9 protein-coding genes are annotated in these 12,436 nt (G+C 67.5%); 8 read left to right on the forward strand and 1 reads right to left on the reverse strand.

What is annotated here, in order from left to right; genetic code table 11:
- Window positions 1-2: 2 nt before the first annotated feature.
- From ACFODV_RS15675 to ACFODV_RS15695, 5 genes are read left to right on the forward strand one after another with little or no spacing between them, the layout of a single operon-like run.
- Window positions 3-1,226, forward strand: coding sequence for an ABC transporter substrate-binding protein (locus ACFODV_RS15675; RefSeq protein ID WP_379761112.1), 1,224 nt, complete (start codon window positions 3-5; stop codon window positions 1,224-1,226).
- A gap of 21 nt (window positions 1,227-1,247) precedes the next feature.
- Entirely contained in the window at window positions 1,248-2,801 is a 1,554-nt protein-coding gene (locus ACFODV_RS15680; protein ID WP_379761114.1) for an acyl-CoA synthetase, read from the forward strand.
- A gap of 44 nt (window positions 2,802-2,845) precedes the next feature.
- Entirely contained in the window at window positions 2,846-3,952 is a 1,107-nt protein-coding gene (locus ACFODV_RS15685) for an acyl-CoA dehydrogenase family protein (protein WP_379761141.1), read from the forward strand.
- Window positions 3,953-3,966: 14 nt separating this feature from the next.
- Window positions 3,967-5,154 (forward strand): beta-ketothiolase BktB, encoded by a 1,188-nt coding sequence (gene bktB / locus ACFODV_RS15690; RefSeq protein ID WP_379761116.1) that lies wholly within the window; start codon window positions 3,967-3,969, stop codon window positions 5,152-5,154.
- A 17-nt stretch (window positions 5,155-5,171) separates the two neighbouring features.
- On the forward strand, window positions 5,172-6,824 hold the full coding sequence (locus ACFODV_RS15695) for a fatty acid--CoA ligase (RefSeq protein WP_379761117.1): 1,653 nt from the start codon (window positions 5,172-5,174) through the stop codon (window positions 6,822-6,824).
- 15 nt (window positions 6,825-6,839) lie between these two features.
- Here the strand turns inward: ACFODV_RS15695 and ACFODV_RS15700 are convergent, their stop codons facing one another.
- Window positions 6,840-7,847 (reverse strand): AraC family transcriptional regulator, encoded by a 1,008-nt coding sequence (locus ACFODV_RS15700; protein ID WP_379761119.1) that lies wholly within the window; start codon window positions 7,845-7,847, stop codon window positions 6,840-6,842.
- A gap of 150 nt (window positions 7,848-7,997) precedes the next feature.
- Here ACFODV_RS15700 and ACFODV_RS15705 point away from each other — a divergent pair, with 150 nt between their 5' ends.
- From ACFODV_RS15705 to ACFODV_RS15715, 3 genes are read left to right on the forward strand one after another with little or no spacing between them, the layout of a single operon-like run.
- Window positions 7,998-8,678, forward strand: a complete 681-nt coding sequence (locus ACFODV_RS15705) for an ABC transporter ATP-binding protein (protein WP_379761121.1) — start codon at window positions 7,998-8,000, stop codon at window positions 8,676-8,678.
- Window positions 8,678-11,218 (forward strand): FtsX-like permease family protein, encoded by a 2,541-nt coding sequence (locus ACFODV_RS15710; protein WP_379761123.1) that lies wholly within the window; start codon window positions 8,678-8,680, stop codon window positions 11,216-11,218. The genes ACFODV_RS15705 and ACFODV_RS15710 overlap by 1 nt, the downstream gene beginning before the upstream one ends.
- Window positions 11,218-12,423, forward strand: a complete 1,206-nt coding sequence (locus ACFODV_RS15715; RefSeq protein ID WP_379761125.1) for a lipocalin-like domain-containing protein — start codon at window positions 11,218-11,220, stop codon at window positions 12,421-12,423. The genes ACFODV_RS15710 and ACFODV_RS15715 overlap by 1 nt, the downstream gene beginning before the upstream one ends.
- Window positions 12,424-12,436: the final 13 nt, after the last annotated feature.

The following is a 12,436-nucleotide window of genomic DNA, read 5'->3' on the forward strand; positions in this document are numbered from 1 at the left end:
CCATGATCAAGACACGCCAGTTCGCCCTGGGCACGCTCGCTGCCTCTATACTCCTCGCCGCATCGGCTGGCGCGGCCGAGATTACCGACAATGAAATCCGTATCGGCTACCTGGCTGACATGTCAGGCGTTTATCGTGACCCCATCGGGCCGCTAGGGCTGGATGCCATTCAAATGGCCGTCGATGACATGGGCGGCAGCGTGGCTGGCGCCGACGTGGTGCTGTTCAGTGCCGATGACCGCAACAGTGCCGACGTTGGCTCCAGCGTGGTTCGCGGCTGGATCGATCAGCAGAACGTCGACATGGTCACCGGGCTGGTCGCGTCTTCGGTGACCCTGGCTGCCGTGCGCCTCTTGGAAGAGGAAAACCGCCTGGGCCTGGTCAACGGCGCCGTCTCCTCCGGCGTCACCAACGAGAGCTGCTCGCCCAACCATATCCACTGGGTCTACGACACCTGGGCCATGTCCAACGGCACCGCCAGCGCCATCACCCGGGAAGGCAACCTGAACTGGTACCTGCTCAGCGCCGACTACTCCTTCGGCCATGCCCTGGAAGCCGATGTGGAGCGCGTTGTCGTCGAGAACGGCGGCACCATCGTGGGCAGTGCCCGCCACCCGTTCCCCAGCAACGACTTCTCCTCGTTTATGCTCCAGGCCCAGGCCTCGGGGGCCGATGTCATCGCACTCAACAATGCCGGCTCCGACACCATCAACGCCATCACCACCGCCAGTGAGTTCGGCGTCACCCAGGCGGGTCAGATTCTCGCCGGCATGGTGCTGTTCAGTACCGATGTCCGCAGCATAGGCCTGGAAGCCGCCCAGGGCCTGCAGTTCACTACCGCCTGGTTTTATGATCGCGACGAGGAGGCCCGCGCCTGGGCTGAACGCTTCCGCGAGCGCACCGGCAGCATGCCGACTCAGGTCCACGCTGGCCTCTACTCCAGCACCCTGCACTACCTGCAGGCGGTCGACGCCATCGGCACCGATGAGTCTCAGGCAGTGCGCGAAAAAATGGCGGCGACACCGATCAACGACATCTTCACCACGGGTGGCTATATCCGCGAGGACGGCCGCATGGTGCACGACATGTACCTGGTGGAAGTGAAGTCGCCGGAAGAATCAGCCGACGAGGACGACCTGTTCCGGCTGGTGCGCACCATTCCCGCCGAGGAAGCCTTTCGCCCGCTCTCCGACAGCAAGTGCCATCTGGTGACTAACGGCGCTTGATTGGACGAGGAGACGAGACAGATGGAAACGACAACCACAACATCGCGCATCCAGCAGAACACCATCGGTGCCGCGCTCAATCGCAGCGCCCGCAAGCACGTTGGCAAACTGGCGTTGGCCTTCAACGACCGTCGGTGGACCTACGCCGAACTGAACCAGGCGGTGAACCGGGCCGCCAACGGCCTGCTCACCGCCGGCCTGAAGCCCGGTGAACGCTTGGCGGTCTACGGTAAGAACTCCGACGCCTACGTGATCGCCTGGCTGGCCGCGACCCGCGCCGGCTTGGTGCACGTGCCGGTCAACTACGCGCTGAATGCCGACGAGCTGCGCTACATCCTGGAGCAGTCCGGTGCCACAGGGCTGCTCAGCGATCTCAGCCTGGCCGATAACGTGGACGCCGCCACCGCAGGCATGGCGCTCACGATGTCGGGCACTCTCCACGCAGAAAGCCGCAAAGGCTTTGATGTGCTGGCCTCCGCCACCGGCCAGGGCGCCGCCCATGAGCCGGAGGTGGCTGTAGAGGGGGCACACCTCGCCCAGTTGCTCTATACCTCCGGCACCACCGCCGCGCCCAAGGCGGCGATGATGACCCATCAGGCGCTGCTCGCCGAATACATGGCCTGCATGGTGGAGCTGGACATCAAGGGTGACGAGCCGATGCTGGCCGCCCTGCCCCTCTACCACTCGGCGCAAATGCACGTCTTTCTGATGCCGGCGCTGCTGCTGGGGGCGCCGGTCCACCTGCGCGAGGCGCCTCTGCCGGACGACTGCCTGGCCCAGATCAGCTATCAGGGCATCGCTTCCTTCTTTGCCCCGCCCACGGTGTGGATCAGCCTGCTTCGCCATCCCGACTTCGAGCGCTCCGACCTGAGCCAGCTCAAAAAGGCCTACTACGGTGCCTCCATCATGCCGGTGCCGGTGCTGGAGGAGCTACGCCAGCGCATTCCCGGCGTGGGTCTCTACAACTGCTACGGCCAGAGCGAGATCGCGCCACTGGCCACGGTGCTGCGCCCGGAGGAACACGACGCAAGACCAGCTTCGGCAGGCCGCCCCATCCTGACCGTGGAGACGCGCATCGTCGACGCCGAGATGAATGAGGTCCCTCCGGGGGAGCATGGCGAGATCGTCCATCGCTCACCCCAGTTGCTCACCGGCTATTGGAACAAGCCGGAGATGACCGAGGAGGCCTTTCTTGGCGGCTGGTTCCACTCCGGTGACGTCGGCTACATCGACGAGGAGGGCTATCTCTACATCGTCGATCGCATCAAGGACGTCATCAATACCGGCGGCGTGGTGGTCGCCAGCCGCGAGGTGGAAGAGGGGTTGTTCCAGCACCCTGCCGTATCGGAAGTGGCGGTGATCGGCCTGCCCGATGAGAAGTGGATCGAAGCGATCACCGCCGTGGTAGTGCTCAAGGAAGGTCAGGTCGTCAGCGAGGAAGCGCTGATCGCCCATGCCAGGGAGATCATGGCCCCTTACAAGGTGCCCAAGCGCGTGCTTTTCGTCGATGCCCTGCCCAAGAGTACCGCCGGCAAGATTCTCAAGCGGCACCTGCGCAAGGAGCTACCGGCGTGACTCTAGGCACATCCGAGGACGAACTGACCCCGCTGTTCCACGACATGATCTGCCGCTTCCTGGAGCAGGAGGTGGCACCCTACTACGAATCCTGGGAAGAGGCGGGCGAGGTGCCCCGCGCCCTGTGGAGACGCCTGGGCGAGGCAGGCCTACTGGGCATCGACATGCCCGAGCCGCTGGGAGGTGCCGGCGCGGACTTCGCCATCACCCAGCTGGTTATCGAGGAGATCTCACGGCGCGGCTTCGGCGGCCTGGCCAGCGCCTATAACATCCACGCCAATATCGTGATGCCCTACCTTCTGCATATCGCCACGCCAGCGCAGCAGCAGCGCTGGCTGCCGGCCATGGCCAGCGGTGAAGTCATCAGCGCCATCGCCATGACCGAGCCGGGCGCCGGCAGCGACCTGGCCGCCATGAAGACACGCGCACGGCGAACCGGCCATGGCTGGCGGCTGGACGGCGGCAAGATCTTCATCACCAACGGCCAGGTGGCAGACCTGGTGATCGTCTGCGCCAAGACAGACCCGGAGGCCGGCGCCAAGGGGGTCTCCTTGTTCCTGGTGGACGCCACCCTGCCCGGCTTCTCCCGGGGCAAGCCAATCAAGAAGATCGGACAGCACGCAAGTGACACAGCCGAACTTTTCTTCGATGGCATTGAGCTAACCGAGGATGCCCTGCTCGGAGAGGAGGGTGCCGGCTTCGCCTATCTGATGCAGGAGCTTCCCCGGGAGCGCCTCGGCGTAGGGGCCCAGGCACTGGGCGCGATGGAGGGGGCACTGGCGTTGACCCTGGACTATGTGAAAGAGCGTCGCGCCTTCGGCCGGCGAGTGGGCGACTTCCAGAACACTCGTTTCACCCTCGCTGAGGTCCAGGCCGACATCGAAATGGGCCGCGCCTATCTCGAGAAGTGCATGGCGCTTTATCGCCAAGGCACCATGGGGCCCACCGAAGCGGCGATCCTCAAGCTGCGTCTCACCGAGATGCAGTGCGCCACCGCCGATACCTGCCTGCAGCTATTCGGCGGCTACGGCTATACCCGCGAATATCCTATCTCACGCTTCTATCTGGATGCCCGAGTGCAGACCATCTATGCCGGCACGTCAGAAATCATGAAGGAAGTGGTCGCCCGCTCGCTGTTGGGCAAGGCCTGACACTGGAGAATCCCATGCATCTTGATTCCGTTGTTATCCTGGGCAGCGCCCGCACTGCCATTGGCGGCTTCGGCGGCAGCCTGGCCGGGCTCACTCCCCAGGAGCTTGGCACCCTCACCGCCAGGGAGGCCCTCAACCGCGCCGGCGTCGAGGCGGAGGCCATCGACCATGCCGTCTACGGCCACATCATCACCACCGCTCCTCAAGACGCTTACCTGGCGCGGCATATTGCCCGGGAAGCAGGCGTCCCAGACGCTGCTGGCGCCTTCAACGTCAACCGCCTGTGCGGCTCCGGGGTGCAGGCGCTGCTCAGTGCCGCTCAGCAGATCACCCTGGGGGACAGCCGCCTGGCCCTGGCCGGCGGCGCCGAGTCCATGAGCCGCGGCGCCTACTTGCTGCCGCCCCAGGCGCGCACCGGCCTGCGTATGGGCCACGCCACGATCACCGATTTAACGCTGGGCATCCTCAGCGACCCCTTCGGCAGCGGCCATATGGGTTGCACCGCAGAAAACATCGCGAACCGCTGCGGTTTCAACCGCGAGGCGGTGGATCGCTTCGCCATTGAGAGCCACCACAAGGCAGCGCGGGCCATCGCCGAGGGGCGTTTTGCCGAGCAGATCGTCCCGGTGACGGTGCGCGAAGGCAAGCGCGAGCGTATTTTCGACCAGGACGAACACGTGCGCGGGAGTGTGACCCCGGAGGACCTGGCAAGGCTCAAGCCCGCCTTCCAGAGGGAAGGCGTGGTGACCGCAGGCAATGCCTCGGGCCTCAACGACGGCGCGGCCAGCCTGGTGCTGGCCCATGTTGACGAAGCCGAGCGCCGCGGCCTCACACCTCGTGCACGGTTCCTGGTGGGCACCACCGCCGGGGTCGAGCCGCATCTGATGGGGCTGGGTCCGATTCCCGCCGTACGTGAATGCCTGAAGCAGGCCGGTCTCTCCATCGGCGATATCGACGTTATCGAGTCCAACGAAGCCTTTGCCGCCCAGGCCATGGCGGTAGCCGACGAGCTGAATTTCCCCGCAGAGAGACTCAACCCCAACGGCGGCGCCGTAGGGCTGGGGCACCCGGTGGGCGCCACCGGCGCTATCCTCACGATCAAGGCGCTGGCCGAACTGGAGCGCACCGGCGGCCGCTACGGGCTGATCACTCTGTGCATCGGCGGCGGCCAGGGCATCGCCCTGCTGATCGAACGCCTGTGAAGATAGGAGAGAAAACCATGACCACCGTCAATCCCAGGATCCTGCCGCCCACGCCGTCGGCCACCAATCCGCCGCTGCTGATCGGCGAGCTGCTCGAGACCGGCGTGCGCATGGCCGGCGACAACCAGATCGTCTACCGCGACCTGAGCCGCCACGATTACCGCCGTTTCCGCGAGCGGGTGCACCAGCTGGCCCACCTGCTCTCCGCCCGGGGCGTGGGTGCCGGCAATGTAGTGGCGGTGCTCGACTGGGACAGCCACCGCTACCTGGAGGCCTTCTTCGCTGTGCCCATGATCGGGGCCATCCTGCACACCGTGAACGTGCGCCTCTCCCCCGAGCAGATCCACTACACCATGGAGCACGCCGAGGATACCTTCGTGCTGGTACATCAGGACTTTGTCCCCCTGCTGGCCTCGATGCATGAACGGCTGCCGCTTGTTCATGGCTACCTTTTGTGCCAGGACGAAGCCGGCAAGGTGGATACTCCCTTGCCGTTGGTGGGCGAGTACGAGGCGCTGCTGGCCGGACAACCGGGCCATTACGACTTCCCCACCTTCGACGAAAACGCGGTGGCCACGCTCTTCTACACCACGGGCACCACCGGCAATCCCAAGGGCGTGTTCTTCACCCACCGTCAGTTGGTGCTGCACACCCTCGGCGAAGCCAGCACTTTCCAGGCACCGGGATTCGAGCTGCTCGACCGGAACAAGGTCTACATGCCGATCACCCCCATGTTTCACGTGCATGCCTGGGGTGTGCCCTATACGGCCACCCTGCTCGGTGCTACCCAGGTCTATCCGGGGCGCTACGAGCCGGAGATGCTGGTCAAGCTGCTGGTCAGCGAGAAGGTCGACTTCTCGCATTGCGTGCCAACCCTGCTGGGTATGGTGGTCGGCGCCGAGGCGATCACCTCCGGCCGAGTCGACCTCTCCGGCTGGAAGGTGCTGGTGGGAGGTAGCCCTCTGACCGAGTCGCTGGCCCGCAAAGCCTGGGAGCTGGGCATCGATACCCGCAGCGCCTATGGCATGTCCGAGACCTGCCCGCTGCTCACCGCCGCTATTCTGCCCTGCGATATCGCCGAGGCGGATTTCGAGACCCAGCTGCCGTGGCGCTGCAAGGCCGGCGTGGCGGTACCGCTGGTGCACCTGCAGGTGGTGGACGAGAGCGGAACGCCGCTGCCCCAGGATGGCGAAAGTGTGGGTGAGGTCCGGGTGCGCGCGCCCTGGCTCACCCAGGCTTATTACAAGGAGACGACCCGTAGCGAAGAACTCTGGCGCGATGGCTGGCTGCATACCGGTGACGTGGCCACCCTCGACGAGCGCGGCTTCCTCGAGATCCGCGATCGTATCAAGGACGTGATCAAGACCGGCGGCGAGTGGGTCTCCTCCCTGGAGCTGGAGAACCTGATTTCCCAGTGCCCCGGCGTGGCCGAGGTCGCGGTAATAGGTGTCGCCGACGAGCAGTGGGGCGAGCGGCCAGCCGCCCTGGTAGTGCCCACGGATCTCAACAATCCGCCCAGCAGCGAGGCGATCCAGGCCTTTCTCAAGCGCTTCGTCGACGAGGGGCACATCAACCGCTGGGCGCTACCGTCCACTATCCGCTGCGTCGACGAGATCCCCAAGACCAGTGTCGGCAAGCTCGACAAGAAGCGCATCCGCCAGGAGGTCTGAATCTCTCTTTACCGCCTAGCGGGGTGCGGCCAGCGCCCGCCGGTAGGCGGCGGGCGTGTCACCGGTCCAGGCTCGAAAGGCCCGGCTGAAGCAGGCCAGGTCCTGGAAGCCGAGGGACTCGGAGATGCCAGGCAGCGGCTGGTCGCTGCGGGTCAGGGCCTGGACGGCGAAGTCGCGGCGGCATTCGTCCTTGACCGCCTGAAAGTGCGTGCCCTCCCCCGCTAGGCGGCGAGACAGGCTGCGCACGGACATATGCAGTGCTTCTGCCACCTCCGCCACGCTGGCTGAATAGGCGCGCTGCCGGCTCAGATGCTCACGCACCCGGTGGGAGAGCAACCGCTCCTCGAAGGAGACGTAGAACCAGTCCACTGGCGCCCGCTGCAGAAAGGTCCCCAGGTGCTTTTTGGTCTGGCGGATCGGCTCATCAAGAATCGATTTGTCGAAGTAGATCGCGGTCTGCGACTGATCGAAGGCCAGCCATCCCGGATAGAAATAGCGGTAGTCAGCGCTGTGTTCGGGTTCAGGGTAGGCGCACTCCATTCTGATCGGCGGAATCTTGCGGGCAATCATCCAGGAGGCGATGCCGTGCAACAGCTTGAGCATCAGCTCGTGGACCAGAATGCGACTGCCGGCGGGAGGCAGGATCTCCACCAGCCCGATTCGCACCAGGTCGTCGCCGTGGCTGACCGCATAGCCGAAGTCGTCCAGCAGGATGCGGAAAAATAGCTGGTAGCGATGCAGTGCCACCTTGAGAGTCGGCGCCTCCAGCAGACTCAGGCACAGCAGTTTGAGGGTGCCGCCACGCAAGGGGCGAGCGAAGAATCCCGGCGTTTCGTCGTCACACTCATTCACCAGCAGGCGATAGAGGGTGGCGAACTGGTCGACGGTGACCCGCCCATGGGGTGACTCCAGGAGCCGCGGCGAAATACCGGCGCGGCGCAGCAGTGCAGCCCGCTCGGCCGACAGTTGCGGCACCCCCCGGAACAGCTCGCTGACAAAGTGTCTCGATACGGTAACCGTCACGCTTGTTGTCCCCTTGGCCTTGCGGCCGCATCGATCTGAGCGTTCGGTTATACCCGATCGCCGCGCGAGCTTCATTATTGCTCCGTGTGTCGTCTGTGGTGGGTAACGATCTATGTCACCATGCGGGAGTGAATGCCACAGGAACTCGCCATGCTGGAATTTCGCCAGGTCCAAAAGGCCTATGCCACGCCCCTGGGGCCGCTGACGGTGCTTGCCGGGGTCGATCTGACGCTGGCCCCCGGCGAGAGCCTGGCGCTGATGGGCGAGTCGGGCAGCGGCAAGTCAACCCTGCTCCACCTGGCTGCGGGGCTCGACCTGCCCGATGCCGGCGAAGTGCGCCTGGCCGGGCGGGTGATATCGTCGCTGCGCGAACCCGAGCGAGCCCGGCTGCGCCGAGAGGCCGTGGGGCTGGTGTTCCAGCAGTTCCACCTCGTGCCGAGCCTCTCGGTGCTCGATAACCTGCGCCTGCAGGCAAGGCTGGCTGGCGCAGAGGACCCCGACTGGTCGGCGGAGCTGATCCGCCGGCTGGGCCTGGCAGGGATGGAGCGACGCTACCCGGAGCAGCTCTCCGGCGGTCAGCAGCAGCGTCTGGCCATCGGCCGCGCCTTGGCGCCACGACCGGCGTTGCTGCTGGCCGATGAGCCCACCGGCAATCTGGACGAAGCCACTGCCGGCGAGGTACTCGAGTTGCTGCTCGGCCTGGTGCGCCAGGCCGGTTGCACGCTGCTGATGGTGACCCACAGCCCCCAGGTGGCCGCCCCCCTGGACCGCTGCCTGGTGCTCTCCCGGGGCCGTCTTGGGCCGCGCGGCACCGCGGAGGCAACTGCCTGATGCGCGTGGTACTGATCACCCTGCTCTCCCACTACCGACGCCACCCCGGTCAGCTGGTGATGCTGCTGCTGGGCCTGTGGGTGGCCAGCGCCCTGTGGAGCGGGGTCCAGGCGATCAACACCTCGGCCCGGGACAGCTACGCCCGGGCCGAGTCGCTCTTCTCCACCGGCCTGGACCGCCTGGAGCGCCGGGACGGCGAGCCGCTGACACGCGACGATTTCCTGGCCCTGCGCCTGGCGGGGGTGCCGGTCTCGCCGCTGCTGGAGGGCAGCCTGGAGGCGCCGGACGGCACCCGGCTGATCGTGATCGGCATCGACCCGCTCACTCTGCCCGGCGACAGCGGCTTTGCCACGGCGGGAAGCTCTTCCTCCTCAAACTCCGGCGACCTCACCGGCTTTCTCTCGCCCCCCTGGCAGACCCAGCTGCCGCCGGATCTCCTGGACACCTTCGGCCTGAGCAGGACCGACGCCGAGGGGGCCACTCCGCGGCTGGCCGACGGGCGGCGGCTTCCGCCGCTGACGATGGCCCCGTCGCTACCGCCGGATACCCTGGTAATGGATATCGCCGCCGCGGCCGAACTGCTGGACAGCGGCGAGGGAATCTCGCGACTGGTCGCCCGCCCCGGGGCCCTTGACGAGGCGCCACCGGGGTTGATCCTAACCCGCGCCGACGTGCTGGTGTCGCCGGGCCAACTGACCGAGAGCTTCCATCTCAACCTCACCGCCCTGGCCCTGCTGGCGCTGGTGGTGGGTCTGTTTATCGTCCAGGCGGCGCTGGGCCTGGCCCTGGAACAGCGCCTGGGAATGCTGCGCACCCTGCGCGCCCTGGGGGTCTCCGGCCGCGCTCTGGTGGCGGCGCTGGCGCTGGAACTGCTGCTGCTCGGGGTGCTCGGCGCGGTGGCCGGCATCGCCGGCGGGGTGTGGCTGGCTCGGGCGCTGCTGCCCGATGTGGCCGCCACTCTGGGCAGCCTCTACGGCGCCGGGGTGGGCGCCGAGCTGAGTCTGCCCTGGCACTACTGGGCCGGCGGCGTGGCGGTCACGCTGGGCGGCCTGATGCTGGCCGGCAGCGGCGTGCTGTGGCGGGCGGCTCGACTCAGCGTGCTGGGGCTAGGGCAGGCCCAGGCCTGGCGCGCCGGTTTCCGGCGCCAACTGGGATTGATGGCGGCCGCGGGAGGCGTGGCGGCCCTTGTGGGCTTGGTGTTGGCGGCCTGGCTGTCCCGCCTGCCGCCGGGCGAAGGTCTGGTGGCCGGCTTCGGTCTGGTAGCGGCTCTGCTGCTGGCCAGCGCCCTGTGGCTGCCGCCGCTGCTGGGTGTCACTCTGGCCGGCCTGACCCACCTGGCAAGGCGTCGTCCCCTGGCCCAGTGGGCCCTGGCCGACCTGCAGCTGCAGCTCCCACGGCTGTCTCTGGCCATGATGGCGCTGCTGGTCGCACTCTCCGCCAACCTGGGGGTGAGCAGCATGGTGGGTGGCTTCCGCCTGACCTTCCTGGAATGGCTCGATCAGCGCCTGGTGGCCGACCTCTACCTGCGCCCGCCGGCAGAGCAGTTCGCGGTGATCGACGACTGGCTGACCGAGCGCCCCGAGGTAGCCGAGCGCCTCGCCACCCGACGCAGCGAGACCCGCCTGCTGGCCATCGAACCCGACGGCACCGGGCTGGGCGACGCAGTGGCGGACCACACCGGAGAGCGCCAGCCGCCGGTGGGGCTCTACGGCATTACCCCCGGCGAGACGCTGACCTCGCGCTGGCCGCTTGCCGACACCCAGGACGGGCGCGAGGCGGCCTGGGTGGCGTTTCGCAACGGCGCTGCCTTCGTCAACGAGCAGTTGGCGGTGGCCGAGGGCATTACCCCGGGGGACTGGCTGCGCCTGGAAGCTCCGAGCGGCGAAGCCCGGCTGCGCGTGGCGGCGATCTACCCGGACTACGGCAACCCCCGCGGTGAGGTGCTGCTGACCGCACCGCACCTGGCCGACCGCTTCGGGGCGCCGCCCGGCTCACTGGGCGTCGTGCTGACCGAAGGCGCGGACGGTGCGGCCCTGGCCGTTGAACTGGCCGCCGCCTTCGGCTTGGGCCAGGACAGCGTGCAGGACCAGCGTGGAGTGAAGCGCATCGCCACCGACATCTTCGAGCGGACGTTCACCATCACCCGCGCGCTCAACGCCCTGACCCTGGGCGTGGCGGCCCTGGCGCTGCTGGCCAGCCTGCTCGCCCAGGCTGGAGAGCGTCGCCGCCGGCTGGCACCGCTGTGGGCGCTGGGCGTGCCTCGCGCGCGGCTGGGCCAGCTGCAGCTCGCCCAGCTGGGCGGCGTGGCGCTGGCCACCGGCCTGCTGGCGATCCCGCTGGGCATCGCCATCGCCTGGGGGCTGGTGGCAATAATCAACGTCGCGGCCTTCGGCTGGCGCCTACCGCTGCATCTCTTTCCCGGCGAGATCGCCCTGACCCTGGCCACCGCCGTGGGCGTGGCGCTTGCCGCCGCGGCCCTGCCGGTGGTGCGCCTGTGGCGTACGCCGCCCCGGGCCCTGCTGGCCGAGGAGGCTTCCTGATGCGCCGCGATCCCCTTCATTCCCGTCTCATCACCGCCCTGCTGGCTCCCGTCCTGCTCCTGACGCTGGCCGGCTGTGAGGATACGCCGCCTGAAGGCTCGGGGGCAGGCTTCGCTGGCCTGGGAGATAGCGCCGAGGGCTACGCACAGGCGCGCCCAGGCACAACGCTGCGCTTTCCGGAAGATCACGGCGCCCATCCGGACTACCGCATCGAGTGGTGGTACCTCACCGCCAACCTGGAGGACGACACCGGCGAGCCGATGGGCCTGCAGTGGACCCTGTTCCGCCAGGCGCTCTCTCCTCCCAACGAGACACCTTCGAACGAGACACCGCCGACCGATCCCCAGGCGCCGGGCGCGTGGGAGGCCGACCAGCTGTGGATGGCGCACATGGCAGTGTCACGCGGCGAGCAGCACGCGGTGGCCGAGCGATTCGCCCGCAGCCACTCGGCGGACCCGACCCGTGACAGAACCGGCCAGGCCGGCGCCGTGGCCCAGCCTTTCCGCGCCTGGCTCGACGACTGGACCCTGGCCACGCGGGTGGAGGACCCGAACGCCGACACCTTCGAGCGGCTGACCCTCACCGCCTTCGACGGCGAGGGCGAGTCGCGGATCGGCTATCGCCTCGAGCTCACCGCCGAGGGCCCCCTGGTGCTGCACGGCGACGCCGGCTTCAGCCAGAAGTCCGCCGACGGCCAGGGCTCGATCTACGTCAGTCAGCCGTTCTGGCGAGTGGAGGGAGAGGTGATGCTGGCCGGCGAGTCGCATCGGGTCAGCGGGCAGGGTTGGCTTGATCGGGAGTGGAGCAGCCAGCTGCTGGGCCCCGAGCAGGCGGGCTGGGACTGGTTCTCGCTGCATCTGGACGACGGTCACCGGCTGATGGCCTTTCAACTGCGCGGCGGCGGCGAGGCCGGCGGCGACTACCGCTCCGGCACCTGGATCACCCCCGCGGGAGATCCCCGGGCGCTGGCACCGGAGGCACTCACCCTCACGCCATTGGCCAGCGCCACGGTTGCCGGCCGCGAGGTACCCACCCGATGGCGGCTGGAGGTGCCCTCAGCAGCGCTCGACCTGATCGTCGAGGCGCCCTATGCCCAGCGCTGGATGGACACCTCGGTGCCTTACTGGGAAGGTGAAGTGATCGCCCGCGATCGAGAGAGCGACGAGCGCCTGGGTACCGGCTACCTGGAAATGACGGGGTACTGACGGCCTTGCGGAA

This window comes from Halomonas tibetensis (genome assembly GCF_042643535.1).
Taxonomy (GTDB): Bacteria; Pseudomonadota; Gammaproteobacteria; order Pseudomonadales; family Halomonadaceae; genus Halomonas; species Halomonas tibetensis.

Bases quoted from the DNA above. Each gene is read 5' to 3' on its own strand.
- ACFODV_RS15675 (WP_379761112.1), top strand. From the start codon at position 3: ATGATCAAGACACGCCAGTTCGCCCTGGGCACGCTCGCTGCCTCTATA.
- ACFODV_RS15680 (WP_379761114.1), top strand. From the start codon at position 1,248: ATGGAAACGACAACCACAACATCGCGCATCCAGCAGAACACCATCGGT.
- ACFODV_RS15685 (WP_379761141.1), top strand. From the start codon at position 2,846: ATGATCTGCCGCTTCCTGGAGCAGGAGGTGGCACCCTACTACGAATCC.
- bktB (WP_379761116.1), top strand. From the start codon at position 3,967: ATGCATCTTGATTCCGTTGTTATCCTGGGCAGCGCCCGCACTGCCATT.
- ACFODV_RS15695 (WP_379761117.1), top strand. From the start codon at position 5,172: ATGACCACCGTCAATCCCAGGATCCTGCCGCCCACGCCGTCGGCCACC.
- ACFODV_RS15705 (WP_379761121.1), top strand. From the start codon at position 7,998: ATGCTGGAATTTCGCCAGGTCCAAAAGGCCTATGCCACGCCCCTGGGG.
- ACFODV_RS15710 (WP_379761123.1), top strand. From the start codon at position 8,678: ATGCGCGTGGTACTGATCACCCTGCTCTCCCACTACCGACGCCACCCC.
- ACFODV_RS15715 (WP_379761125.1), top strand. From the start codon at position 11,218: ATGCGCCGCGATCCCCTTCATTCCCGTCTCATCACCGCCCTGCTGGCT.